26 protein-coding genes are annotated in these 25908 nt (G+C 62.8%); 17 read left to right on the plus strand and 9 right to left on the minus strand.

Features of this window, described 5'->3' with window-relative positions; all coding sequences use genetic code 11:
• Positions 1–173: 173 nt before the first annotated feature.
• Genes prsK through NUX07_RS10160 form a run of 3 tightly spaced genes read left to right on the plus strand, consistent with a single transcriptional unit; the run spans position 174 to position 4442 of the window.
• Entirely contained in the window at positions 174–2234 is a 2061-nt protein-coding gene (gene prsK / locus NUX07_RS10150) for an XrtA/PEP-CTERM system histidine kinase PrsK (RefSeq protein ID WP_265530459.1), read from the plus strand.
• Positions 2231–3601 carry a PEP-CTERM-box response regulator transcription factor gene (gene prsR / locus NUX07_RS10155; RefSeq protein ID WP_265530460.1) on the plus strand — a complete coding sequence of 457 codons (1371 nt, stop codon included), beginning with the start codon at positions 2231–2233 and terminating at the stop codon, positions 3599–3601. The genes prsK and prsR overlap by 4 nt, the downstream gene beginning before the upstream one ends.
• Before the next feature lie 22 nt (positions 3602–3623).
• On the plus strand, positions 3624–4442 hold the full coding sequence (locus NUX07_RS10160) for a hypothetical protein (RefSeq protein ID WP_265530461.1): 819 nt from the start codon (positions 3624–3626) through the stop codon (positions 4440–4442).
• Here NUX07_RS10160 and NUX07_RS10165 read toward each other — a convergent pair.
• From NUX07_RS10165 to NUX07_RS10175, 3 genes are read right to left on the minus strand one after another with little or no spacing between them, the layout of a single operon-like run.
• A complete protein-coding gene (locus NUX07_RS10165) occupies positions 4439–4936 on the minus strand; it encodes an MgtC/SapB family protein (protein ID WP_265530462.1) in 498 nt (165 codons plus the stop codon). The genes NUX07_RS10160 and NUX07_RS10165 overlap by 4 nt on opposite strands.
• A gap of 30 nt (positions 4937–4966) precedes the next feature.
• Positions 4967–5230 carry a hypothetical protein gene (locus NUX07_RS10170; protein ID WP_265530463.1) on the minus strand — a complete coding sequence of 88 codons (264 nt, stop codon included), beginning with the start codon at positions 5228–5230 and terminating at the stop codon, positions 4967–4969.
• 52 nt (positions 5231–5282) lie between these two features.
• Positions 5283–7064, minus strand: a complete 1782-nt coding sequence (locus tag NUX07_RS10175; protein ID WP_265530464.1) for an ABC-F family ATP-binding cassette domain-containing protein — start codon at positions 7062–7064, stop codon at positions 5283–5285.
• Positions 7065–7209: 145 nt separating this feature from the next.
• On the opposite strand from NUX07_RS10175, the gene NUX07_RS10180 reads away from it, so the two are divergent.
• The 7 genes from NUX07_RS10180 to NUX07_RS10210 all read left to right on the plus strand — a co-directional run bounded on the left by NUX07_RS10180 (position 7210) and on the right by NUX07_RS10210 (position 14621).
• Positions 7210–7509 carry a hypothetical protein gene (locus tag NUX07_RS10180; protein WP_265530465.1) on the plus strand — a complete coding sequence of 100 codons (300 nt, stop codon included), beginning with the start codon at positions 7210–7212 and terminating at the stop codon, positions 7507–7509.
• 106 nt (positions 7510–7615) lie between these two features.
• Positions 7616–8296: a response regulator transcription factor gene (locus tag NUX07_RS10185; protein ID WP_265530466.1), complete on the plus strand. Its 681-nt coding sequence runs from the start codon at positions 7616–7618 to the stop codon at positions 8294–8296.
• A gap of 40 nt (positions 8297–8336) precedes the next feature.
• Entirely contained in the window at positions 8337–9656 is a 1320-nt protein-coding gene (locus NUX07_RS10190; protein ID WP_265530792.1) for an ATP-binding protein, read from the plus strand.
• 10 nt (positions 9657–9666) lie between these two features.
• Complete coding sequence (locus NUX07_RS10195; protein WP_265530467.1) at positions 9667–10674, plus strand: polyprenyl synthetase family protein; 1008 nt, start codon at positions 9667–9669, stop codon at positions 10672–10674.
• A gap of 84 nt (positions 10675–10758) precedes the next feature.
• Positions 10759–11895, plus strand: coding sequence for a CapA family protein (locus tag NUX07_RS10200; RefSeq protein WP_265530468.1), 1137 nt, complete (start codon positions 10759–10761; stop codon positions 11893–11895).
• Positions 11896–11914: 19 nt separating this feature from the next.
• A complete protein-coding gene (gene hrpB / locus NUX07_RS10205; protein ID WP_265530469.1) occupies positions 11915–14308 on the plus strand; it encodes an ATP-dependent helicase HrpB in 2394 nt (797 codons plus the stop codon).
• A 31-nt stretch (positions 14309–14339) separates the two neighbouring features.
• Positions 14340–14621, plus strand: a complete 282-nt coding sequence (locus NUX07_RS10210) for an NADH dehydrogenase ubiquinone Fe-S protein 4 (RefSeq protein WP_265530470.1) — start codon at positions 14340–14342, stop codon at positions 14619–14621.
• A 3-nt stretch (positions 14622–14624) separates the two neighbouring features.
• Here the strand turns inward: NUX07_RS10210 and NUX07_RS10215 are convergent, their stop codons facing one another.
• The 3 genes from NUX07_RS10215 to NUX07_RS10225 are packed head-to-tail and all read right to left on the minus strand — an operon-like array spanning position 14625 to position 16881.
• Positions 14625–15650 carry a mechanosensitive ion channel family protein gene (locus tag NUX07_RS10215; RefSeq protein ID WP_265530471.1) on the minus strand — a complete coding sequence of 342 codons (1026 nt, stop codon included), beginning with the start codon at positions 15648–15650 and terminating at the stop codon, positions 14625–14627.
• Positions 15651–15689: 39 nt separating this feature from the next.
• Entirely contained in the window at positions 15690–16124 is a 435-nt protein-coding gene (locus NUX07_RS10220; protein WP_265530472.1) for a DUF2141 domain-containing protein, read from the minus strand.
• The gene (locus NUX07_RS10225; protein ID WP_265530473.1) at positions 16096–16881 is read right to left on the minus strand and encodes a sterol desaturase family protein; all 786 of its coding nucleotides are present in this window, start codon (positions 16879–16881) and stop codon (positions 16096–16098) included. The genes NUX07_RS10220 and NUX07_RS10225 overlap by 29 nt, the downstream gene beginning before the upstream one ends.
• 65 nt (positions 16882–16946) lie before the next feature.
• Between NUX07_RS10225 and crtY the strand changes: the two genes are divergently transcribed.
• The 3 genes from crtY to NUX07_RS10240 are packed head-to-tail and all read left to right on the plus strand — an operon-like array spanning position 16947 to position 20457.
• Positions 16947–18071 (plus strand): lycopene beta-cyclase CrtY, encoded by a 1125-nt coding sequence (crtY, locus tag NUX07_RS10230; RefSeq protein WP_265530793.1) that lies wholly within the window; start codon positions 16947–16949, stop codon positions 18069–18071.
• Positions 18068–19528, plus strand: a complete 1461-nt coding sequence (locus tag NUX07_RS10235) for a phytoene desaturase (protein ID WP_265530474.1) — start codon at positions 18068–18070, stop codon at positions 19526–19528. Before crtY ends, NUX07_RS10235 begins: the two co-directional genes overlap by 4 nt.
• Entirely contained in the window at positions 19525–20457 is a 933-nt protein-coding gene (locus tag NUX07_RS10240; RefSeq protein WP_265530475.1) for a phytoene/squalene synthase family protein, read from the plus strand. Before NUX07_RS10235 ends, NUX07_RS10240 begins: the two co-directional genes overlap by 4 nt.
• Here the strand turns inward: NUX07_RS10240 and NUX07_RS10245 are convergent.
• Positions 20445–20744 carry a hypothetical protein gene (locus tag NUX07_RS10245; RefSeq protein WP_265530476.1) on the minus strand — a complete coding sequence of 100 codons (300 nt, stop codon included), beginning with the start codon at positions 20742–20744 and terminating at the stop codon, positions 20445–20447. The genes NUX07_RS10240 and NUX07_RS10245 overlap by 13 nt on opposite strands.
• Before the next feature lie 92 nt (positions 20745–20836).
• On the opposite strand from NUX07_RS10245, the gene NUX07_RS10250 reads away from it, so the two are divergent.
• Genes NUX07_RS10250 through NUX07_RS10260 form a run of 3 tightly spaced genes read left to right on the plus strand, consistent with a single transcriptional unit; the run spans position 20837 to position 23507 of the window.
• Positions 20837–21475 (plus strand): PI-PLC domain-containing protein, encoded by a 639-nt coding sequence (locus NUX07_RS10250; RefSeq protein ID WP_265530477.1) that lies wholly within the window; start codon positions 20837–20839, stop codon positions 21473–21475.
• Positions 21476–21522: 47 nt separating this feature from the next.
• A complete protein-coding gene (locus NUX07_RS10255; protein WP_265530794.1) occupies positions 21523–22356 on the plus strand; it encodes a phosphatase PAP2 family protein in 834 nt (277 codons plus the stop codon).
• On the plus strand, positions 22353–23507 hold the full coding sequence (locus NUX07_RS10260) for a glycosyltransferase family 4 protein (protein ID WP_265530478.1): 1155 nt from the start codon (positions 22353–22355) through the stop codon (positions 23505–23507). The genes NUX07_RS10255 and NUX07_RS10260 overlap by 4 nt, the downstream gene beginning before the upstream one ends.
• Here the strand turns inward: NUX07_RS10260 and NUX07_RS10265 are convergent.
• Entirely contained in the window at positions 23504–24112 is a 609-nt protein-coding gene (locus tag NUX07_RS10265; protein WP_265530479.1) for a PadR family transcriptional regulator, read from the minus strand. The genes NUX07_RS10260 and NUX07_RS10265 overlap by 4 nt on opposite strands.
• A gap of 110 nt (positions 24113–24222) precedes the next feature.
• Between NUX07_RS10265 and NUX07_RS10270 the strand changes: the two genes are divergently transcribed.
• Entirely contained in the window at positions 24223–25563 is a 1341-nt protein-coding gene (locus tag NUX07_RS10270) for a replication-associated recombination protein A (protein ID WP_265530480.1), read from the plus strand.
• Here NUX07_RS10270 and NUX07_RS10275 read toward each other — a convergent pair.
• Positions 25560–25730, minus strand: coding sequence for a hypothetical protein (locus NUX07_RS10275; protein ID WP_265530481.1), 171 nt, complete (start codon positions 25728–25730; stop codon positions 25560–25562). The genes NUX07_RS10270 and NUX07_RS10275 overlap by 4 nt on opposite strands.
• Positions 25731–25908: the final 178 nt, after the last annotated feature.

Here is a 25908-nt window from a genome sequence, read left to right on the forward strand (position 1 = left end):
GATAAGTAACCTACGCCAACTTTCTATCCCATGCGCGATCGCTCTCCGCTTGGCAAGACGGGTTGCTCGTCGAGCTACTTGCCCAGCGAAAGACAGCCAATGGTTTACACTTAATTTGTAAAGTTTTGCGACACCCCGGGCGTGTCGGACGATTTTACAAGGGTGTGGACCTGATGGGCCTTAGCCTCGTCACCTTCTGGAGCCATGCGCTCGCGGCCGTGCTGTTCGTGGCGCTCGCGGGCTGGCAACTGGCGCGCGGCGTGCGCGAGCCGGGGCAGCGCCTTCTCCTCGCCGCCTTCGCGGTGACCGCCTTGTGGGCCTGGATGGAAGCCATCTTGCCCGCCGATACGCTAACGCATTTTGCCGAAACCGGCCGCAACCTCATCTGGATCGCCTGGCTCTACCACCTCGCCGCCGAACGCGAAGATGCAGGTCGCCAGAAAGGAATCCGCCTCGTGTATGGCGCGGTCGCCGCGGTGCTCGGCCTCCAGTTCCTGCTCGACGTCGCGCCGCTGGTGGCGGGCGTATCGGCGCCGATGGCGGCGATATTGCTGCGCACGACCGCTGCTGCAGGCGCGCTCGTCCTTGTCCACAATGTCTACGGCCAGGCTGCGCCCTCCAGCCGCTCCGCGATCCGTTTTGTCGTGATCGGCCTGTCGGCGCTGTGGCTTTATGACCTCAATCTTTACACGCTGGCCTATGTCGACGGGGAGTTTGCCGCGCTCCTCGCCGATTGGCGCGGGCTTGCTGTTGCACTGACCGCACCGCTCTTCGCGCTCGGGGCCCGCTCGGGCGAAGCGCTGCGGGTACGCCTCAGCCGCGCCGCGACCTTCCAGTCGCTCTCGCTCCTTGCCATCTGCGCCTACCTCGCCGTCGTCGCGATCCTCGCCACGGCGTTTCGCGAAACGGGTGCAGGCCAGATCATCGGCAATCTTGCAGTACTCCTGCTTGCGCTGGTGACCGTCGCGCTGATGGTCATCCTGCCCAGCAGCCGCGCGCGTGCCTGGGCCAAGGTCAAGATCGCCAAGCATTTCTTCGAGCATCGCTACGACTACCGCGCCGAGTGGCTACGCTTCACCGCCACGCTGGGCGAACCGGGCGCCGCGCCGATGGGCCAGCGCGTCATCAAGGCCTTCGCCGACATGCTCGATGCACCGGGCGGATTGATCCTCATCACCGACGATAGCGGCGCGCTGCAACGCGCATCGGGCTGGAACTGGCAGGGCGAGAAGATCCCGCCGGTCGACGATAGCGACATGGGCCGTGATTTCTGGCAGGCGATCGCGGTCGAAGGCCGCATCCTCGAACTCGACGGCCTGCGGCGAAACTGGGCGAGCCCTGCCGACAAGGCGCTGCCCGTCCCGCAATGGTTGATCGACGATGCGCATGCCTGGGTCGGCATCCCGCTGCAACATAACGGCCTGCTGGTCGGCCTCGTCATCCTGGGCGCGCCCGCGCATCGCCGTGCGCTCGACTGGGAAGATTTCGACCTTATGAAAACCGCGGGCAAGCAGGCGGCCTCGAACTTTGCCGAAGCACTCGGCCAGGAAGCGCTCGCCAAGGCGCAGCGGTTCGAGGAATTCAACCGCCGCTTTGCCTTCATCCTGCACGACATCAAGAACCTGGTGAGCCAGCTCAGCCTGCTGTCGCGCAATGCCGAAAAGCACGCCGACAATCCCGATTTTCGCGCCGACATGGTGGCGACGCTCAAGAGCTCGGTCGGCAAGATGAACACGCTGCTCGCGCGCCTGTCCCCCGGCGCGCAGTCGAGCGAAGGCCATGCCGCACCGACACGGCTCAAAGACATCATCGCCTTCGCCATCGCCGCCAAGCGCCGCGATCATGAAGTCATGCTGGTGGGCGATAGCGACGTCTGGGCTTTGGCCGATGGCGCGCAGCTCGAACAGGCGCTTGGTCACCTTATCCAGAACGCCGTCGATGCTAGCGGCAATGGCGAACCGGTCATCGTCCGCGTGGAACCCGCCGGCACCGAGGTCGCCATCACCGTCGCCGATCGCGGCGAAGGCATGGATGCCGATTTCGTCCGCACCCGGCTGTTCGAGCCATTCGTCTCTACCAAGGACGGCGGGTTCGGCATCGGCGCCTATGAGGCGCGCAGCCTTGTCCACGCCATGGGCGGCCGCCTGTCGGTCGAAAGCCGCCGCGACCACGGCACCAGCTTCACCATCCACCTGCCCGCGGCCAGCGCGCCGCAAATGAGGAAATCCGCATGAGCAAGAGCGACCTGCCCACCCTGCTGATCGTCGAGGATGACGAGGGGCTGCAGCGCCAGTTGAAATGGGCCTACGAAGGTTACGAGATCGTGATCGCAGGCGATCGCAAGGAAGCCATCGAGCTGCTGCGCGCGCACGAGCCCAAGGTCGTGACGCTCGATCTTGGCCTTCCCCCCGATCCCGACGGCGTGACCGAAGGCTTCGCCACGCTGGAGGAGATCCTCGCGTTGCAGCCCGATACCAAGGTGATCGTCGCTTCGGGCCACGGCGCGCGCGAAAGTGCGCTGAAGGCCATCGCGCTGGGAGCCTATGATTTTTACCGCAAGCCCGTCGATATCGACGAGCTCGGCCACATCGTGAAGCGCGCCTTTCACCTGCACGATATTGAAGACGAAAACCGCCGCCTCGAAAGCGCTGCGGGTGATGACCAGACCGTGCTCGGCAATATCGTGTCAGCCAGCCCAGAAATGCTCAAGGTCGCGCACACGATCGAACGCGTGGCTTCGGCCGATGTCTCGGTCATGCTGCTTGGCGCCAGCGGTACCGGCAAGGAATTGCTTGCCAAGGCCGTCCACGACCAGAGCCCGCGCAAGGACGGCAACTTCATCGCGATCAACTGCGCCGCCATTCCCGAAAACCTGCTCGAAGCCGAGTTGTTCGGCTACGAACGCGGCGCCTTCACCGGTGCCGTGAAGACGACCGAGGGCAAGATCGAACTGGCGCAGGGCGGAACGCTCTTCCTCGACGAGGTCGGCGACATACCGCTACCCCTTCAGGTCAAGCTGCTGCGCTTTCTTCAGGAACGCGTCATCGAACGCATCGGCGGACGCAAGCCGATCGACGTCGACACCCGGATCGTCTGCGCGACGCACCGCGACCTCGACGCGATGACCGCCGAGGGAAGCTTCCGCGAAGACCTTTATTACCGCCTGGCCGAAATCGTGGTGCCGATCCCGCCGCTTGCCCAGCGCACGGGCGACGCGGTGCTGCTGGCGCGCTACTTCGTCAGCAAATATGCCAAGGATCTCAATCGCAACCTCAAGGGCCTCGCGCCTGATGCGGTCGACGCGGTTGATGCCTATTCGTGGCCGGGCAACGTCCGCGAACTGGAAAACCGCATCAAGCGCGCGGTGATCATGGCGGACGGCAAGCACGTGACCGCCGGCGATCTCGACCTGCAGGGCGGCGCCGAGGAAGATAGCGAGACCACCATCAACTTGCGCGCCGCGCGCGAAGTCGCCGATCGCAAGGCGATCCACCAAGCGTTGACGCGAACGGAGAACAATATCTCTGGCGCGGCCAAGCTACTCGGCATTTCGCGGCCGACGCTTTACGACCTGATGAAGCAGTACAAGCTCAGCGCCTGAGCACTAACCCGGGGGACCAGAAGTGATTCTTTGGCAGCGTATCGCGAGCATTACGCTCATCATCAACGTGAAGACCGTGTTGGTCTCGATCCTCGCGGTCGCGGCGACATGGGCGAGCCTTCGCCTCAATCTGGTCGCCGATTATCCGCTCACGATCATTTCTACCGCGGTGATCTTCCCGATCGTGTTCTCGATCGGTCATGCCTACAAGCGCCGCGAGGCCGCGCTCGACGACTACGGCGTGATCAAGGCGCATGGCCGCGCCCTCTATTTCGCCGCGCGCGACTGGCTCGAGGGTAGCAATCCGGCGCTGCTTGCGCGGATCGAAACCAATATGGGCGACCTGCTCGATGCGTGCCGCGACATGTTTAAGGGCGATCGCAAGAACGTGCGCGAGAACGAGAAGCGCGTGTACGCCGCTTTCTCCGACCTTTCACGTTATGTCCGCGAATTGCGCCAGGCCGGCCTTGCCTCGGGCGAATGTTCGCGTTGCAACCAGTATGTGTCGAAAATGATCGTCGCTTTCGAAAGCGTGAAGCATATCTACCAGTATCGCACGCCGCGCACGCTGCGCGTCTTCAGCGACATCTTCATCATCATCCTGCCGCTGATCTACGGCCCCTATTTCGCACACGAGGCGCGCGAATATGGCGCGCCGCTGCTCACCTACGTGATGCCCGTATTGTTCGCGATCATCCTGACCGGCCTCGACAACATCCAGACGCATCTGGAGGACCCGTTCGACCAGATCGGACCCGCCGATGTCGCCATCAATGCCGAGAAATTCGTCGAACTGCTCGATTGCGGCGAGGATGGCGATTCAAGCTGCGCTGCGGCCTAGTCGACCCGATCTTCGCTTCTGTCATGGTCGTTGCCGTGGCCCGCGTCCCATTTGTCCGTTAGTGGCCCGCTGGCGACCAGCAAGACCAGGACGATGAGCGTGACCATGGCGGCAAGCCAGATTTCTCCCATGCCGCACGCCAGTCCGATCGCGCCGGCGACCCAGATCGAGGCCGCCGAACCCGCGCCTTGCACATAGTTTCCCTGGCGGAACATCGCGCCGGCTCCAAGGAAGCCGATGCCGGTAATGACGCCTTCGATGACGCGCGTCGGATCGATTTGCGATTGCGGGCTTGAGGCCGAATGCAAGAGCTCGATCGATGCCATCAACAGGCCGCATGCACCGACACTGATGATGACGAACGGACGAAAATCGATCGGCTTGTTACGGATGAAGCGCTCCAGCCCAATAAGGAGCGGAAGGAATGTGGCGGCGCCGAGACGGATCAGCACCTCGGTCCACGTCATCGCATCGGGATGCAACATGTCTGACATGCCGCATCAACACCTCTATCGCGCGATGGTTCAAGCGTCCGCGGCGCGCGCGGCTTCCAACTGTTTTTCAAGCTCGGTGAAATTGGCCTCCATCGCAGCGCGCGTGCGTTCCATGTGCTCGCGCGCCTGACGGGCGGCATCCTCGACCTCCTCGACCGTATGTTCGCCGGGATGGGCACGCAGCCTTGCGAGTTCCTCGTCGAGTTCTTCGGCGGCTTCGCTGAAATCTTTCTTGAGTTCGCTGCGGGCCTTCTCGATCTCGGCCTTGGCATTTTCGTATTCGTCTTGGGTCACGACTCTCTCCATGCTGTATTAAGGTAATAACACAGCAAACCACCAGAGTCGATCAGGCGAGACTTTCGGCCATTTCCGCGACTTCAAGCCAGCGTTCTTCGGCGGCATCCTTTTGCGCCCGCTTGTCTTCGATCGCTCTCGTCAGCGCGGCAAACCTGTCCGGATCCTTGGTGAAGAGATCGGGATCGGACATTGCAGCCTCGGCGTCGGCGATTTCGCGCTCCAGCTGCTCGATTTGGGCAGGCAGCCGGTCGAAATCGCGCTGATCCTTATAGCTGAGCTTTGTTGGGGCAGTGGTCGGTGCCGCTGCCTTTTCAGCCTCGGGTTTGTCCTTTTTCGCGGTGCGCTTGCGATCCTTGCGGCGCTTGGCCCAATCCTCATAGCCCCCCGCGACGATATCGACCTTGCCCGACCCGTCGAGCCCCAGCGTCACCGTCACCGTGCGATCGAGAAAGTCGCGATCGTGGCTGACCAGCAGCACGGTGCCTTCATAGTCCGAGATCACTTCCTGGAGGAGGTCGAGCGTCTCCATGTCGAGGTCATTGGTCGGCTCGTCGAGCACCAGCAGGTTGCTTTCGCGCGCAAATTCGCGCGCTAGCAGGATGCGATGCTTTTCGCCGCCCGACAGCGTGCCGATCAATGCATCCGACAGGCTCGGGTCGAACAGGAATTCCTTGAGATAGCCCTTGATGTGCTTCTTGTTACCGCGCACCTCGATCCACTCGCCGCCCTCGGCTAGCACATCGCGCACCTTTTTCTTCGGGTCCATCAGCTTGCGCTGCTGATCGATGATGATGCCCGACAGCGTCTTGGCGCGCGTGATCTTGCCCTCGTCGGGTTCGATCTCGCTGGTCAGCAGCTTCAGCAGCGTCGTCTTTCCCGCCCCGTTCGCACCGACAATGCCGATACGATCGCCGCGCTGGATACGCAGCGTGAAGTCATCGATAATCGTGCGCCCGTCATAGGATTTGCCGACCTCCTGCGCGTCGATCACCGTCTTGGTCTTCACGTCATCCTTGGCAAGGCCGAGCGCAGCCTTGCCCTGCATCCCGATCATCGCGGCACGCTGGGCGCGCAGTTCTTCGAGCTTGCGTAGCCGCCCCTGGTTGCGCTTGCGCCGCGCGGTCACGCCCTTGACCAGCCACTCGGTCTCCTGCCGCAGCTTCTCGTCGAGCCGCGCCATCTCGCGCCGGTCCTGCTCGAGCACTTCTTCGGTCCACGCCTCGAACCCGCCATAGCCGACTTCGGCGCGGCGCAGCGTCTTGCGGTCGAGCCACAAGCAGGAATTGGTCAGCCGCGTGAGAAAGGTCCGGTCGTGGCTGATGACGATGAAAGCACCCGAATAGCGCGACAGCCAGTCTTCGAGCCAGTCGATCGCCCCAAGATCGAGATGGTTGGTCGGCTCGTCGAGCAGCAGCAGGTCGGGTTCGCTCGCCAGCGCGCGCGATAGGGCCGCACGCCGCCGCTCACCCCCGCTCGCGGTTCTAGCGTCGGTCGACAGGTCGATGCCCATCTGGTCGGCGATCGCCTCGATCGCGTGCTGCGGCGGGGCTTTCTCACCGCTCACGGCCCAATCGAGCAAGGTCGCATGGCCCTTCATGTCGGGGTCCTGCTCAAGCCAGACGATGTTGACGCCGGGCATCACGGTCCGGCTGCCGCCGTCGAGTTCGAGGTCCCCCATCAGCGTGCGGAACAGCGTCGTCTTGCCCGCACCGTTGCGCCCGATCAGCGCCAACCGGTCTTTGGGGCCGACATGGAGCGTCAGCCCGTCGAACAGCATGCCATCGCCGTGGTGCAGCTTGACGTCTTCTAGCGAGAGGATTGGAGGAGCCATAGCGAGGCGCCCTACTGCGCCCCGCCCCGCCGTTCAAGCAGCGTTGCTCCAGAGACACGCTGTTCCTGAACCGTGCGCAACTTGGGCATTCACGACTTGTTCAATGCTCCCCCTGTAGTCCAGACACCAGATTCGGAGCACATCAATGCGTATCAGTATTGCCCTTACCGCCCTCGTAGGCGCCTTTGCATTTGCCACGCCGGCAAGTGCCCAAAGCTTTGCGCCCCAGGAAGCCGATCGTGCGTTCGAAGCGCGCGAACAGGGCAAGTCGCTGTCGCTCCCCGAAGTAGAACGCCGCGTGGTGCCCCGCATGCGCGGCTACGATTATCTTGGCCCCGAAAAGCGCGGCGACAATTACCGCCTCAAGTTCAAGAAAGAGGGCCGCATCGTGTGGGTCGATGTCGAAGCCCGTTCGGGCCGCATCATCGGCCGTCACGGCTTCTAGCGCTTTTTACCCGTTTGCGCCGGGCCTTCATCCCGTTAAGCTTCCGCAACTTTGTCGCCCATTCCGGTGTTGGAGGGGCGAATAACGAATTTTCGGAGGGCAATACATGCGCATCCTGATCGTCGAAGACGAACCCAATCTCGGGCGGCAACTCCGCTCCACGCTGGAAGGCGCGGGCTATGCCGTCGATCTCGCCACCGATGGCGAAGACGGCCATTTTCTGGGCGCGCACGAGGCCTATGACGCGATCGTGCTCGATCTCGGCCTTCCCGAGATGGACGGGCTCACCGTGCTCAACAAGTGGCGTAAGGAAGGCAAGGACATGCCGGTCCTGGTGCTGACCGCGCGCGACAGCTGGTCGGACAAGGTCGCAGGCCTCGATGCCGGTGCCGATGATTATCTCGCCAAGCCGTTCCAGACAGAGGAACTGATTGCCCGCCTGCGCGCGCTCATCCGACGCAGCGCCGGTCATGCCAGCTCGGTGCTCGAAGCCGGCGATATTCGCCTCGACACACGCTCGGGAAAGGTGTCGAAGGGCGGCGAGCCGGTGAAGCTCACCGCGCAGGAATACAAGCTGCTTTCGTACCTGATGCACCACAAGGGCAAGGTGGTCAGCCGTACCGAACTGATCGAGCACATCTACGACCAGGATTTCGACCGCGATTCGAACACGATCGAAGTGTTCGTGACACGCATCCGCAAGAAATTGGGTGCAGAAACGATCACGACCATACGCGGCCTCGGCTACAGTCTCGAGGATCCGGAGGATCGTGACGACAACGCCTGAACCTATTGTCGGCGGGCCGCGCGAAAGCGTGACCCGCCGCATGATCGGCATTGCCGCCTTATGGATCGTCGTTCTGCTGCTCGCAGGCGGCTTTGCGCTCGACCGCATCCTGACCCGCACCGTCGTCGACAATTTCGACGACCAGCTGGAATATAACCTCAATGCCATGCTGATCGCGGCCGAGATCGGGCCCGACGGCGAAGTCTATCTTAATCGCGCGCTCGCCGATCAGCGCTTTTTCGAAGCCTATTCGGGGCTCTATTACCAGATTTCCGGCCCCGGCTTCGAAGCCTTCCCCTCGCGGTCGCTCTGGGATCGGCGGCTCGACCCCAGCATCCAGCATAACGACGAAGATATCCACGTCCGCAACTCGTACGAGTTCGATGGCGAACCGCTGCGCATCGTCGAGACCGACGCCTATATCCCCGAGAGCGATGTCCGCTGGCGCTTCCAGGTCGCGCAAAGCCGTGAAGAACTGGATTCACAAATCCGGGACTTGCGCACGACGCTTATCCAGTCCTTTGCGGCGCTGGGCCTCGGCCTAATCCTGATGGCCGCCCTGCAGACACTGTACGGCCTTTGGCCCTTGCGCCGCGTGGCCAAGGAAGTTGCCGCCATCCGCACCGGCCAGCGCCAGCGGATCGATCCCGATTTCCCGCGCGAAATCATGCCGCTGACCGAAGAGATCAATGAACTGCTAGAGCATAATGAAAAGCGCGCCGAGGAAGCGCGTCGTCATGCGGGCAACCTTGCCCATGCGCTCAAGACGCCGCTGACCGTCATCACCAACGCAGCCACAGCGAAGGACGCCAACCTCGACGAAATCGTGCGCCGCGAAGCGACCGTGATGCGCCGCCAGGTCGATCACCATCTTGCCCGCGCCCGCGCTATCGGGCGCCGGTCCTCCGCGCAGGCGCGCGCCAATGTCGCCGCCAGTCTCGATACGATCGAACGCGCCGTTGCGCGGCTTTATGAAGGCACCACGATCGACATTACCGGCGACCGCGAGGCCTGTGTCCGCGTCGAGCGGCAGGATCTCGATGAAATGCTCGGAAATCTTATCGAGAACGCCGCCAAATATGGCGGCGGCCGCGTGTTCGTGGAGATCGTGAAGTCCGCACCGATGATCGACATCATTATCGAAGATGACGGGCCCGGCATCCCTGCGGAAAGGGTCGACGAACTGTTCAAACGCGGCGCGAGGCTCGATGATACCGGCAAGCCCGGCACCGGCCTTGGCCTCGCCATCGTCCGCGACGTCGCGGAGATTTACGATGGCTCCATCACGCTTGCCAGCAGCGAGGATTTAGGCGGGCTCATGGCAACCCTTTCTCTTCCCGCGGCACCCGAAGCGGGCTAGAGAGCCGGCCATGAACGTGACCCCGATCCGCGATTCCGCCGAGCCTTCGCTGCAGCCCATGCTGGCGCTGACGGCAGACGACATGCACGCCGTCAACAGCGTCATTCTCGAGCGCATGCAGTCGAAGGTGGCGATGATTCCCGAACTGGCCGGTCACCTGATCGCGGGCGGCGGCAAGCGGCTGCGCCCCATGTTGACGGTCGCGAGCGCGCGGCTGCTCGATTATCCCGGCACGCGCCACCACAAGCTCGCCGCCGCAGTCGAATTCATCCATACCGCCACCCTGCTGCACGACGATGTCGTCGATGGCAGCGAGATGCGCCGCGGCAAGCGCGCCGCCAACCTGATTTGGGGTAATCCCGCGACCGTGCTGGTCGGCGATTTCCTGTTTTCCCGCGCTTTTGAGCTGATGGTCGAGGACGGCAGCCTCAAGGTGCTCAAGATCCTCAGCCATGCCAGCGCGGTCATCGCCGAAGGCGAAGTGGACCAGCTGACCGCACAGCGCCGGATCGAGACCAGCGAAGAGGAATATCTGACCATCATCGGCGCCAAAACGGCTGCGCTCTTCGCCGCCGCCTGCCGCGTTGCCCCCGTCATCGCCGAAGCCAGCGAGGAGCAGGAAATGGCGCTCGAAGCCTATGGCCGCAATCTGGGCGTCGCCTTTCAGCTTGTCGACGACGCGATCGATTACACGTCCGACGAAGCGACGATGGGCAAGGCCCTCGGCGATGATTTTCGCGATGGCAAGATGACCCTTCCGGTCATCCTCGCCCACGCTCGAGGCTCGGACGAGGACAAGGCCTTCTGGCGGGCGGCGATGCAGGGCGAACGCAGCAGCGATGCCGATCTCGCCCATGCAGTCGCGCTGATGCGCCGAACCGATGCGCTGAACGACACCGCGGAGGCGGCGCGCGCTTATGCCCGCCGCGCCATCGACGCGCTCAGCATTTTCCCCGACACCAGTGCGCGAAAAGCGATGGCCGAAGCCGCGCAATTCGCCGTGGCCCGCGCCTATTAACCGTGTCGAGCCCCATTTCGGGGCATTGATGGCGCTTGGGTGGCGGCGCGGGGACAATGCTTTTATTCAGCGCGGATGATGAAAATGCGCTTTTCGTGGATGCTTGCCCTCGCCGCCATGGTGTCGGCATGCGGGTCGCCGCAGGAAGATTTTGCCGAGGGCACCATCGTCGCCATAGGCGGGGATACGCATTTTGGCGAAAACTATGTCGGACCGGAAGAGTTGGGAGACGCGGACCGCTACGCCGCCGGCCTCGAGCATCTGCGCCCGCTCCTGAGCCGCGCCGAATACAGCATCGCCAATTTCGAAGCGCCGTTGAGCGAGCGGACCCCGGACCAGCTTCGGAAAAAGGATTACATCCATTTCACCGATCCGGCCAAAGCCGTCACGGCACTAAAGGCGGCGGGGATCGATGCGGTGGGGCTGGCCAATAATCACAGCATGGACCAGGGCGCCGCGGGGCTGGAGAACAGTCTGGCCGCGCTGGCGCCAAGCGGGATCGACAGCTTCGGCATTGGCCGCACGTTGGACGAGGCCGCCGCGCCGCTTATCCGCCAGTTGCCTCGTCCCGGCGGCGGGACGATAACGCTAGCCGTCTTCGCGATGTTCGAAGAACGCGACAATTACCGCGAAAACTGGCCATTCTACGCGGAAGATTTGCGACCCGGCGCAGCGCCGCTCGACGTCGATTATTTTGCCCGGCAGGTAGCGCGTTTACGCCGCCAGCATGACGATCTCTTCATCATCGCCTACCCGCATTGGGGGAGCAATTACGCTTGGGTTTCGGATGAGCAGGAGATGCTCGGCAAGGCGCTGATCGACGCGGGGGCCGATATGGTGATCGGTCATCACAGCCACGGCACGCAGGAGATCGCGCGCTACAAGGACCGGTGGATCCTGTATGGCATCGGCAACCTGTATTTCAATTCGCGCGGGCGCTTCGCCGACTATGAACGCGCCCAGCCCTTCGGGCTTGTTGCCGAATTGAGTTTCGGCGCGGACGCGGGGAGCGATCCCGGGATTCGCCTTCACCCATTCTATTCGGATAACCTGCAGACTGGCTTCAATCCGCGGCCCGCGACGCGGGACGAAGCAGCCGCGTTGATGCGCACCGTACGTTACCGAAAGAAATCCACCAGCTTTGATGCCACGCTGGTCGAGGACCATGACGGCCGCACGGCAATCGAGCTGACCCCACTATCGTGGACGAACTGGTGGTAGCCCGATAAAGCGGGCGGCAATGCCGCGCCTACCAATCGACGATGTCCTGCCTGAATTGGCCGATGCGCTGCGCAGCGGCACGCGCGCCTTGCTCATTGCACCGCCCGGCGCGGGGAAAACGACAAGGGTCGCGCCAGCTTTGCTTGGCGAGCCCTGGTGTAATGGCGAGATCCTGCTGCTCGTGCCGCGCCGACTTGCCGCGCGCGCTGCCGCCGAGTTCATGGCGCAGGAACGCGGCGAAAAACCGGGGCAGACCATCGGCTATGCCACCCGGCTCGACAGTAAGCCCGGCAAGCGCATCACGATAATGACGCACGGCGTCTACCTGGCGCGCTTGCAGGCCGACCCCGAACTCACGGGTGTCAGCGCGGTGTTGTTCGACGAGGTGCACGAAAGAAGTCTCGACAACGATGTCGCGCTCGCGCTCACGCTCGATGCCGCCGAGGGGCTGCGCGAGGATTTGCGCCTGCTCGCCATGTCGGCAACGCTCGACAGCCAGGGCTTTGCCGCGCTCCTTGGAAACCCGCCGATTATCGAGAGCACGGGCAAAAGCTATCCGCTGACCATCCTCCATGAAGGGCGCGACGCAGCGCAGCGCATCGACCCGCAAATGGCCGCTGCATGCCGCCGCGCGCTGGCGCAGCATGAAGGTTCGCTACTCGCGTTCCTGCCCGGAGTCGGCGAGATCGAGCGCACTGCCGAGGCGCTCGGCCGGCTGCCCGACAACGTGGTCCTCCACCGTCTCCACGGTCGTATCGATCCGGCAGCGCAGCGCGCCGCGCTCGCGCCGCCGCCCCCGGGCAAACGCAAGCTGGTCCTTTCCAGTGCGATCGCCGAGACCAGCGTCACGCTCGACGATGTGCGCATCGTCGTCGACAGCGGTCTTGCGCGCCGCCCGCGCCATGACGCCGTCGCGGGCTTCACGCGGCTCGTCACCGATCGCGCCAGCCAGGCAGCCGCCACGCAGCGTGCCGGGCGCGCCGCGCGGCAAGCGCCCGGCGTTGCCATCCGGTTGTGGGAAGAAGCTGCCACCAGCGCGTTACCCGCGAATGATCCGCCCGAAATCATGAGTGCCGATCTCGCCCCGCTCTTGTTGACGCTGCAATTGTGGGGCGCCGAAGCCGACACGCTCGAATGGATCGATCCGCCGCCCAAGGCCTCGCTCGAAATCGCCCGACGGCAACTGCGCGATTTGGGTGCCATCGGTGAGGACGGCCGCATCACGCCCTTTGGGCGCAAGGTTGCGTCGCTGCCGATGTCACCCATCCACGCCGCGGCGACCCTGTACGGCGCCGAGATCGGCCAATGCCGCGCGGTGGCCGAACTGGTCCTGCTAATCCAGGAGCGCGGGCTTGGCGGAACCGGCGAGGATCTTCTTCAACGGCTCGCCCGATGGCGCGGTGATCGTGGCAAGCGCGCCAATGCCGCTCGCCAGCTCGCGCGGAGCTGGGCAGATAGGGCCCAGCGCATGATTCCCGATGCTGATGATCGCCCATTTGCCCCCGCCATGGCGCTAGCCTTCGCCCACCCCGACAATGTGGCCCGTCCGCGCGACGGAAACGGCGAGCGCTGGGTCTCGGCGGGTGGACGTGGCTTCATCCTCGATCCTGCCTCGCCGCTGGCGCGAAGTGACTGGCTGTTCATCGCCGATGCGACCGGCAAGGCCAAAGAAGCCCGCATTACCGCTGCGGTGCCGCTCAATGGCGAGGAAGTCGAGCAGGCGCTCCGCTACCGCATAAAGAAAACTTCTGTCCTCAAATGGAAAGCGGGCCGCGTTGAAGCGCTGGTCGAAAAACGGATGGGTGCCATCAAACTTTCCAGCGGGCCCGACCCGTCCCCCGATGAAGATGCCATCGCAGCGCTCCTGCTGGAAAAAGCGGACATCGCCGCCCTGCTCCCCAAGGAGTTTCTCGGCCGCGCCCGCTTTGCCGGGATCGATGCGCTTGCACCGGAGACCCTCGCCGCCACCGCAGACCAGTGGCTCGCCCCGTTGCTTGCCGGTAAGCGCAAGCTCGACCTCGACCCGGCCAAGGTGGCCGAAGCGGCGCTCGCAATGGCCGGCTGGGATACGCAGCAAGCGCTCGAAAAAGAGGCGCCGCGTTCGTTCACCAGTCCCGCGGGCTCCACCCATGCGATCGACTATACGGGCGATGACGCCCCTTCGGTCGAAGTTCGCGCGCAAGCGCTCTACGGACTGACCCGGCACCCGATGATCGGCAGCACGCCGCTCCTCATCAAGCTCACCAGCCCGGCGCATCGCCCGATCCAGGCGACCCGCGATCTACCGGCATTCTGGCAAGGTTCATGGGCCGAGGTCGCCAAGGAAATGCGCGGGCGCTATCCCAAACATTATTGGCCCGATGACCCTGCCAGCGCCAAGCCCACGCTCAAGACCAAGCGCAACATGTCTTGATTCTGCCCCGCTGGCGCGGCAAATGGCGGCCATGACGACGGCACGCATTATCGAAGAACAGCGAAAGACCACCCAGTCGGGCAAGGCCCAGGCCGGCCGCTGGCTGCTCATGTTCGAACGCAGCGAGAAGATGCGGCCCGACCCGCTCACCGGCTGGGCCGGAAGCGGCGACACCAATACCCAAATCCGCCTCACGTTCGAGACGCTCGATGAGGCGCTGGCCTATTGTCAGCGCAAGGGCATCGACGCGCATGTCGTGAAGAGCCCGCCCAACAGCCTCAAGATTCAGGCCTACGCCGACAACTTCAAGTAAGGCCTAGGCGTCGGCGCCTGCGTCCTCGCCCTTGCCGGGGAACTGCTTGATGTAGACATCGCGCTGCGGGAACGGGATTTCGATACCTTCGTCCTTGAAGGCCCACCAAACCGCCTTGAGCACTTCGCTGCGCACGTTCCCGACACCGGCTTCGGGATCGCGGATCCAGGCCTGGATCTCGAAATTGACGCTATTGTCCCCAAATTCCTTGAGCCAGACGTTGGGCTTGGGATTTTTGAGAACGCGCGCGCAGGCAGCGGTGCATTCGATCAAAATTTCTTCCACGCGCGCCAGGTCGCTCGAATAGCTCACGCCGACAGGGATCTGCACGCGCACATTCTTCGAACTGTATGACCAGTTTTCGACCGTTTCGGTCATCAGCAGTTCGTTCGGGATGAGGAATTCCTTGCCGTCGCGGGTAATCATGCTGACGGCGCGCGTCCCGATCTTGCTGATCGCGCCGAAATAATCGTTCACGACAATCACGTCTCCGGGCTTCACCGACCGGTCCATCAGCAGGATCAGCCCGGCAATGAAGTTACCGAAGGTCTTCTGCAGGCCGAAGCCGACCGCAAGGCCGACCGCGCCCGAAAAGAAGGCCAGGCTCGACAGGTCGAACCCGGTCATGTCGATGCCGATCAGGACGACGATCGCGATGATGATGATCGTCGCGATCTTCTCGGCCAGCAGACCTTGCGTCGCATCGAACCGGTTGGCGCGGCGGATCAGGCGTTTGACCCCCCATAGCGCCACCCGTGCAAGAACGAAGAGCGCGATGCCGACAACCAGCCAGGTGATGACATCGAGCAGAGATACGCTGAAATTGCCGATCGCAACCTTGAACTCGTCAAGGCCTTCGAACAGACGAACGGTGGTGTCCACGGTGCCTTCGACGGCCCCTTCTACCAGTCGCTCCGCCTGTTCTCCTGCGCTTTCATCAACGGGCTCGCCGGGCGGAGGCGCCGCGGCGACCTCGTTGGAAACTTCGTTGCCCAGATCATCGGTCAGATTGGTGATCGTCGTAGTCATGACAACGACCTAGCACAGGGTCGGCGAAAGGAAAGGCAGCTAAAGCAGGTAGCGCAGCCTCACGCGCTGTTCGCTATCGTTTCCGCTGACGGTGAAGCGGACATGGTGCGCGCGCGGCGGGCCCGCGCGCAAACCCGGATTGTTCGAGAACCCGAAGCCTTCCTTCGGCACGCCAAGAAAGGTGTCCATCTTCCCGTTGGCATTCTCGTCATGCAGCACCATCAGATAGTAGGTGCCGGGTGCCAGCCGGTCGATCTTGATCGAGCGGCCGGACGACACCTTGATCTCGCGCCGGACCGAACCGGCATGCTCCGCACATTCCAGATAATCGTCCTCGACATCGGTAAGGCACATGCTGAGCATGCCCTTGCCGCTGCGAAGATTTTCTATCGTGACGGTCAGGCTGACGCCGGTAGGGGCGACCGCCGCCGCGGCGCTGGCACCTTCAGACGGTGCGGCGTTCGGGTTTGCCATCCCCAACAACGGGAGCGCGGCCAGCGCGACGAGCGGGCGCGGACTTGAAGGTACCAAGCCCGGCATCAGTTTTGCAGAGATGGTCCCAAAACCGGAAGTAAAGCCCATAGTTACACCGATACTTGCTATGATGCAGTTCGTGGTGGCTGGCGGTTATCAACCCCCGTCCCAACACACCATGAACGAGGCGTTTTGGGAAGAGCTCCCAGCCCATATGATTGGTCACGCCCATAATTGTCATGATGGTGAGGACTACGAGCAACATACTGAGATGGATGGGGATTAGGAACACCAGCGCCGGAATGACCACCGCGCCGGTAAGCGCTTCCCACGGGTGAAAGCTCATCGCCGCCCAGGCCGTCGGCGGGCGGCTGGCATGATGGACCGCGTGGACGCGCTTGAACAGCGGTGGCCAATGCATCGCGCGGTGCGTCCAGTAGAACCAGGTGTCATGGACGAACAGATAGAGCAGCACGCTGATCGGCGCCCACCACAGCGGATAGTCGCCCCAGTTTGAGTACATCCTGGTCCAGCCATGCTGCGCCCAGCCCCAAGCGATGATGCCCGCGGGCACGCCGTAGATCGCCATCGACAGTAGCGACCAGCGCAACTCCATCGCGATCTGCTTCTTCTGGCCTGCCATCCGCCCGGGAAAGCGCCGCGCCGTCCACGCCGCGAACAGCCCGCTGACCGCAAGATAGCGCAGCGTGATAATCATGGTCATGCCGAGTGCGGAAAGAAGGATCGCTGTCCACATCTGACTAGCTCTAGGCGAGCCCGCCGCCCGTCGCTAGGGATATTGCCGTGACTGACTTGATCATCATGGGGGGCGGCCTTGCCGGTGGCCTATGCGCCTTGGCGCTCAAACATCGCCGCCCCGAACTGTCGGTTACGCTGGTCGACCGCGAAGACGCGCTTGGCGGCAATCATGTCTGGTCTTTCTTCGACAGCGATATCGCGCCCGAGGACCGCCACCTCGTCAATCCTTTCGTCGTCCAGCGCTGGGTGTGCAACGCGGTGCGGTTCCCCAAGATCAAGCGGACCTTCGACACTGCCTATAACAGCATGACGAGCGAGCGCTTTGATCGTGAGTTGCGGGCCCGGCTCGATCCCGAGCGGATCGTTGCCGGCAATATCATCAATGCCACGCCGACAACCGTTCGCATGGCAGGCGGCGTGCAGCTCGAGGCTGCCGCCGTGCTCGACGCGCGCGGGTTCACCGAGCCGCCCCGGGGCCTCAAATGTGGCTGGCAGAAATTCGTCGGGCAAATGCTGGAGGTGGAGGGCGGCCACGGTCTTACCGTTCCCATCATCATGGACGCGACTGTGGACCAGTCGGAGGGCTATCGCTTCGTCTATTGCCTGCCCTTCGACGACAGGCGCGTCTTCGTAGAGGATACCTATTACCAGAAGGACCGCGAGCTCGACCAACGCAGATTGTCGCAGCGCATCGCTGACTATGCCGCCGCACAAGGCTGGCATCACCATCGCATCGTTCACGAAGAAACTGGCGTTCTGCCCGTCGTCATGTCGGGCGATTTCGACACGTTCTGGCCGCAGCGCGACACGCTTGCGCGCGCCGGCACACGCGGCGGCTTCTTCCATCCGCTGACCAGCTATTCGGTCCCCGAAGCCGTGCGCTTCGCCGCGTGGCTTGCTGAAGCCATGCCGATGCCGGGCGCGGAGCTGGGCAGCGCGACGCGCCGGCGCGCGGAGGAAATCTGGAAGCGCACCGCGTTCGATCGCGGGCTCGCGCGCATGCTCTTCGATGCCGCCGATCCGCCGCACCGCTATCGGATCATGGAGCATTTCTACCGTCTTCCGGCGGGGTTGATCGAACGCTTCTACGCGGGCAGATCGACGACAATCGACCGTGCCCGGATCCTCATCGGCAAGCCCCCTGCTTCCATTCCGCGCGCGATCCGTGCCTTGAGAGGAAGTGCGTGAATTCTGCAATCGTCATCGGCTCGGGCTTTGGCGGGCTTGCGCTCGCCATTCGCCTTCAATCGGCGGGCATCGCCACCACGATCGTGGAAGCGCGCGACAAGCCTGGCGGCCGCGCATATTATTGGGAGAAAGACGGGCACGTCTTCGATGCCGGCCCGACGGTCATCACCGATCCCGATTGTTTGAAGTCGCTTTGGGCGCTTTCGGGGCAGGATATCGCGGCCGATGTCGATCTCGTCCCGGTCGACCCGTTCTACGCGCTCGACTGGCCCGACGGCACGCGCTTCGATTATACCAATGACGACCAGCGGCTATTCGCGCAGATCAACGAGCTCAACCCCGCCGATGTCGAGGGATACAAACGTTTCCTCGAATTTTCCGAAGGTGTCTTCCACGAGGGCTACGAGAAGCTCGGCACCAAGGCGTTCCTCAAGGTGACCGACATGCTCAAGGCCGCGCCCAGCCTGGCCCGCTATCAGGCGTGGCGCTCGGTCTATTCGATCGTTGCAAGCTTTGTCGAAAATGAAAAATTGCGCCAGGCACTATCATTCCACACGCTGCTGGTCGGCGGCAACCCGATGACCTGCTCGTCGGTCTATGCGCTGATCCACAAGCTGGAGCGCGACGGCGGTGTCTGGTTCGCAAAGGGCGGCACCAACAGGCTCATCGCGGGCATGGTGGCGCTGTTCGAGCGTCTCGGCGGCACGATCAGGCTTGGCGACCCGGTCACCAAAATCACCGCCAATGGCGACAAGGTGACAGGCGTCGAGACCGCGAGCGGCTGGAGCGCCGTCGCCGACGCGGTTGCCTCCAACGGGGACGTCGTCGCCACCTACGGCCTGCTCGATCATCCCCGCGCCGCGCACCAGAAGTCGGTCAAGCGCAAGCGGTTCAGCCCGTCGCTGTTCGTGCTGCATTTCGGCCTTGAGGGCACCTGCCCCGATGTGCCGCATCACATGATCATGTTCGGACCGCGCTACAAAGGGCTGCTTGGCGACATCTACAACAAGGGCAATCTGGCGACCGATCCGGCGCTCTATTTGCATCATCCGACCAAGACCGACCCCTCGATGGCGCCGGAAGGCTGCTCGACCTTTTACGCGCTCGCGCCTGTCCCGCACATGGGCAAGGCGCCTGTCGATTGGGACGCGGAAGGCCCCAAATATGCCGATGTGGTGCTCGATGTGATCGAGGAACGGCTGATCCCCGATGTGCGCAGCCGTATCCGCACCCAGTTCCACTATAGCCCGGCCGATTTTAAGACCGACCTGTTCGCGCACCTTGGCAGCGCCTTCAGCCTCGAGCCGGTGCTGACCCAGTCGGCCTGGTTCCGCACGCACAATCGCGACGACAAATTGAGCAACCTATATTTCGTCGGCGCGGGCACGCATCCGGGTGCCGGCATTCCGGGCGTCGTCGGGTCGGCGCAGGCGACCGCGGAGCTGATGATCGGGTGAACCAGCGCGACCGCCTCGTCCAGGAAGCTGGCGGCATCATCGCCGAGGGCTCCAAGAGCTTTCGCTTCGCCAGCCATCTGTTCGACCAGCCGACGCGCGAGAAGAGCTGGCTGCTCTACAGCTGGTGTCGTGCTTGCGACGATATCACCGATGGGCAGACGCTCGGCCACGACGCGGTCGAAGTGACCGATCCTGCCGAGCGGCTCGCCTTCATTCGGGACAAGACTGCGCAGGCGTTCGAAGGATTGGCCACCGGTCTGGTGCCGTTCGATGCGATGGCTGTCGTGGCCGAGGAGGCGCACATCCCGCGCTGGGCCGCCGAAGATCACCTCGCCGGGTTCGAGCGAGACGCCGCCGGCTGGGCGCCGCAAACCGAGGATGATCTCCTTTCCTATTGCTACCAGGTCGCCGGCGCGGTGGGCGTGATGATGGCGATCGTCATGGGCGTCAAACCGGACGACGAAGACACGCTCAACCGCGCCGCGGACCTGGGCATCGCCTTCCAGCTCGCCAATATCGCGCGCGACATCGTCGTCGATGCCGAAATTGGCCGCACCTATCTACCGCAGGACTGGCTTGACGCCGAAGGGATTGGTGCCGCCGACCTCGCGCTCCCCGCCAACCGCCCGACGCTGGCCAAGTTCGCCACCCACCTTGCCGACATGGCCGACGATTACCGCGCCAGTGCCCATGTCGGCGCCGCGCGATTACCCTTCCGCAGCCGCTGGGCGATCAACGCCGCCAGCCGCATCTACGGCGCCATCGCGGAACGCGCCCGCGAGCTCGGCCCGCGCGCATGGGATAAGCGCATCGCACTATCGAACGGCGAAAAAGGCAGGCTGGTGTTGAAGGCCTTCCTCGACAGCAATGGGGCTGCCCCTCGAAACAATGGCCGTCAGGGCCTGTGGACCCGCGCTCAGTCCTCCTGATTGTCCGCGATGAAAGTCATCAGCTGCGCCAGAGTTTCTTCCATCTGGTCCTGCATCTGGCTGATCAGTTCGTTTTCGCGCATGCCTTCATGGTCGAGCGGCTTGGAATAGCTTTCGCTAAAGGCCTGCAAGTCTTCGCTGTCGAACACCCCGCGCGCCACCAGCCGCGCCAGGATCACGAGCAAGCCGTTGGTGTTGGCGATCGAGCCCGCCACCAGCGCCTCGTCTACCATTGAAAGCTGTTTGTCGCGGCTGACCGGCTGGTCTGAAGAATCATTGTCGCTCATGCTTCTTTGTCTCCATAGCAACGCCGTTTGGCAACCGCCGGATTGCGCGCGTAATTGTGTTGCCTTGGGGGCCCTGCTACATTTTTTGGCACATGAGGGGGCGATATCTTTGTGTGGGCGCTTGCGTTGCCCTCTCGGCCTGTAGCCAGCAGGAAGGTTGTTCCTCGTATCGCGAACATGATCGCCCGCTTATCGCGCATGCTGGCGGCGGCTTGCCCGATGGCCTCTACACCAACAGTCGTGCCGCGATGGATCTTGCCGTCAAGAACGGCTTCACGCTGATCGAACTCGACTTCATCGAGCGCGATGGCGCGCTGCTGATCGGGCACGATGAGGATCGCATGAGCGAGCTGACCCTCGAAGAGTTGTTCGCATGGCTCGAAAAGCATCCCGACGTGCGCATTGTTACCGATATCAAGACCGGCAATGACGGCCTGCGCTACCTTGCTCCTCACGCCGACCGGTTCATCCCGCAAATCTATTATCCGCGCGAATATGGGACAGTCCGCCGGCTGGGCTTTGACGATATCATCTTCACCGCATACGGCGCGTGGTCCAATGACTGGATCACCAAAGTGAACAAGCTCGACCTGTTCGCGGTTACCATCCCAATGCGTTGGGTGCACGTCGCGCCGCGGATCGAGCACGAGTTGTATCTGCACACCTTTAACAGGCCGATGGGATCCTTGGGCCTGTACACCGATTGCCTCATCCCGGAGCAAGCGTCGTGAGATCGCTGCGCGATCCTCTATTTGCCAGCGCTGTCCTCGTGAGCGCGATGGTAGCGACCGCTTTCCTGACCGCCGGCACGCTTGTCTGGACGACCATCTTGCTTGTCGCGGTCGGTGGCTCCGTCTGCGTGGCCGGGCTGCATTATCTGGGCTGGCGCGGGGCGCCGCATCTCAAAACGTTCAGGGATGATGAATGGCGCGCCATCTACGCCGTTTTCGTCCTCGCCGGATTTGCGCTCGCAGCCTATTCGCCCATCAAGTCCTGGCTCAACCAATTCGGTTTTTGGGCTGACCCCGCGCTTGCCGCATTGGAAACCATCATGTTCGGCACCGACCCGATCAGATGGTTGCGATGGATGGCGGTCGAACCGCTGATGGTAGTGTATGCCCAAGGCTGGATACCGTTGATGCTGGTGGCGCTTGGTATCGTTGCGCGCGCTCGCAGCCACTTGGTCCTTACGTTTTTTCTGATCTGGGGGCCCGCCTCGCTGCTGCTGCAGGCTCTGTATCAATCGGCAGGCCCCATTCTTTACGACCCAGATCGCTACGGACCATTCCCGGCGCTTGCCGAACATTATGCCGATTATCTCGTTTCGGTCGAAAAACCGGGCGTGGGCACGGGCATTTCAGCGATGCCATCGGTTCACGTCATGGTTGCCGCATGGCTGCTGCTGGTGGCGTGGCATGGCCCGTGGCGCTGGCCGGCGCTCGCCTTTCTCGTACTGATTTTCCTGCTGTCGATCGCGTCTGGCTGGCACTATGCGCTCGACGGGTTGATCGGCATGACGATCGTTTTCGCGCTGCACCGAATATTGGGCAACATCTTTGCCACCACGAACGGTAGCGAGCGCGCGCAAACGCGGCTAATGCAGGGCGCATGAAGGCGGCAGACCTCAAGATTGCCCTGTCCTCGGGCAACTATAACTATGTGCGCGACGGGGCGAACCAGGCGCTCAATCGCCTGGTCGGCTACTTGCTGAAAGAAGGCGCGCAGGTCCGCATCTATTCGCCGACGGTCGATGAACCAGCGTTCGAACCGACGGGCGAACTGGTGTCGGTGCCAAGCTTCGCCATTCCCGGACGCAAGGAATACCGCTTCCCGCTCTGGCTTACCGGCAAGGTCAGGGACGATCTTGAAAAGTTCGATCCCGACATCGTCCATATCGCCAGCCCGGACGTGGTGTCCCACCGCATGGTAACCTGGGCGCGCAAGCACGACATTCCCGCGATCGCCAGCGTGCATACCCGCTTCGAGACCTATCTCGAATATTACCACCTGTCGATTTTCGAGCCTTACATGCGCGCCGGCCTGCGGCGGCTGTACCAGCGCTGCGATGCGCTGGTCGCTCCTGCCGAAAGCACGGTCGCGGTGCTCGAGGCGCAGCGGATGAACGATGACATCTCGATCTGGAGCCGCGGTGTCGATCGCGACCAGTGGAACCCCGAACGCCGCGACATGGAATGGCGCCGCAGCCACGGCATCGCGGACGACGAATTCGTCATCGCCTTCCTGGGCCGCATCGTGATGGAAAAAGGGCTCGACGTCTTTTCGGACAGTGTCGCCGAACTGCGCAAACGCGGCGTCAAACACCGCGTGCTCGTGATCGGCAAGGGTCCCGCGCATGACTGGTTCGCCGATCGCCTTGCCGACGATGCCATCTTCATCGGGCAGCAGACGGGCAACGATCTGGCGCGCGCCGTGGCGTCGTCCGATGTGTTGCTCAATCCGTCGGTCACCGAGGCATTCGGCAACGTGACCCTGGAGGCGATGGCGGTCGGCCTGCCCGTGGTGGCCGTGGCCGCCACCGGCACCAACAACCTCGTCACCGACGGAGTAAACGGGTTTCTTTGCCCGCCGCACGATACGAAATGTCTCGCCGACGGGCTGCAAAAATATGCCGAAGATCCCGCCTTGCGCGCCGATCATGGCGCCGAGGGCCTGGCCCGCGCCAAGACGCGCGACTGGGATACGATCAACTCGGCCGTCGTCGACGTGTACAAACGCGTGCTTAGGCGCCGCGGGAAAGCCTAGAGCTTCGCGATCTTTTTCGCGGCTTTGTCGAGGATCGCCGCGATCTCGGCCAGAGTTTCCTCATCGGCTTCCTCGGTCGCGACTTTGTGCCACATCGCGGTCATCACGTTGGCGATCGCCTTCTTGAGTTCGGGGCGCCCCACCCGCTCGTGCTTGGCACCATGCCGTTCGAGCCGCCCCATCAGCGTTTCGATCTCGTCGGTGCGCTTGGCGAGATAGGTCTTGCCTTCTTTGGTGATCGAAAAGAGCCGCTTTGAGGTCTTGTCATCGATCTCTTCGATGAGGTCCATTTCCTCGAGCAACTGCAGTGTGGGATAGACCGTGCCGGGGCTGGGCGAATAGCCGCCCCCCGTCATCTCCTCGATCTCGCGAATAAGGTCGTAGCCATGGCGCGGCTTTTCGCTCAGCAAGTGCAGGAGCACGAGCCGCAATTCACCGGCATCGAACATGCGTTTGCGCCCGCGTCCGCGGCGACCACCGCCGCCACGCCCGCCCGGGCCGAAGTTGAAATCGAAATCCTTGTCCCAGCCCTTGCCCATGCTCATCGCGACGAAGGGCGCCCAATCGCCGCGTCCGAAGCGATATTGCCAGCTCCTGCCACCCATAATGTTTCTCCGATATATCTTTTCTAAGATGTATCTTTAGATAGATATATCTTTTGTGGGGTCAAGCGCGGTGGTTCCCTTTTCGACGAGCGAACCTCATATCAACATCAATGGCCGACCTTTTCGGATCCGAAGCACCGGCAATAGACGCAGCGCCGGGCGACAATGCCCCGCTGGCCGAGCGCCTGCGTCCATCATCGCTGGACGAGGTGATCGGCCAGGATCATCTCACGGGCGAAGACGGCGCGATCGGCCGCATGGTCAAGGCCGGCAAACTGTCGAGCATGATCTTGTGGGGGCCGCCCGGTACCGGCAAGACAAGCATCGCGCGCCTGCTCGCCGACGCAGTAGGCCTGCGGTTCGTTGCCTTGTCCGCCGTCTTCTCGGGCGTTGCGGATCTCAAGAAAGCCTTCGCTGAAGCCCGCAAAATGGCGGGTGCGGATCGGCGCACGCTCCTGTTCGTGGACGAAATTCATCGCTTCAACCGCGCCCAGCAGGACGGCTTCCTGCCCTATGTCGAAGACGGCACGATTACGCTCGTCGGCGCCACGACCGAAAATCCCAGCTTCGAGCTCAACGCCGCATTGCTCAGCCGCGCGCAGGTCCTCATCCTGCACCGCCTCGATGAGACCGCGCTGACAAGGCTGCTCGATCGCGCCGAGGAGCTGGAAGACAAGCAGCTACCCCTGACCGACGACGCGCGCGCCGCGCTTATTGCCAGCGCCGATGGTGATGGTCGCTTCCTGCTGAACCAGGCCGAAACCCTTTTCGACCTGGACCTCGATGAGCGGCTCGATCCCCCTGCCCTCGCCAAGCTTCTCCAGCGGCGCGTCGCGGTCTACGACAAGGATCGCGAGGGTCACTACAACCTCATCAGCGCGCTGCATAAATCTGTCCGCGGCAGCGATCCGCAGGCCGCGCTGTATTATCTCGCAAGGATGCTGGTAGCCGGTGAAGAACCGCTCTACCTGCTACGCCGCCTTGTCCGCATGGCCAGCGAAGACATCGGCCTCGCCGATCCTAGCGCGCTGGTGCAGTGCCTTGCCGCCAAGGACGCCTACGATTTTCTCGGCAGCCCCGAAGGCGAACTCGCCATCGTGCAAGCCACGCTTTATCTTGCCACCGCGCCCAAGTCGAATGCGGCCTACAAGGCGCAAAAAGCTGCTTTCAAGACAGCCAAGGAGACCGGCAGCCTCATGCCGCCTCAGAATATCCTTAACGCCCCGACGAAGCTGATGAAAGACATCGGCTACGGCGCGGGCTATACCTATGATCACGATGTCGAGGACGGCTTTTCGGGCGACGATTATTGGCCCGAAGCGATGGAGCCGCAGAAGTTTTACGAGCCCGTCGGGCGCGGGCTGGAGGCGAAGATCGCCGAACGCCTTGTTTATTGGGAAGAACAACGCGCCCGGCGACGTGGTTCAAGGGATGACGCCGAAGGGGCCTAGTTCGACTGCATCGCCTTGCGCAGATCCTTCTTGATTTGCGTGCCACTCAAATGGGCATCCACCTGGAAATGGCCTTCTTCTTTTAGCTGTTTGCGGATCGCATCGATGCTCTCGGCTTCGGGCGCTAATTGGAAGGCGCGGCCTACGGTTCCGATGGTGGTTTGCATGGTTTCCCCTCCGTATGTTTCAGCGTGGCAGAAAAATCCGATATTTCTGCCCCTCATCTGCTCAATTAACGCGAATCCCAGCGAATCGTTCCGCTACTCGAACGTTTCGGCCCAATGTTACGCTGCCATATCGAATCCACTTGCGGTGTGACGGTAGTGAAATTCGACAAGACAAAGG

Origin of the sequence: Sphingomicrobium marinum (assembly GCF_026157105.1) — a bacterium.
GTDB classification, from domain to species: Bacteria; Pseudomonadota; Alphaproteobacteria; order Sphingomonadales; family Sphingomonadaceae; genus Sphingomicrobium; species Sphingomicrobium marinum.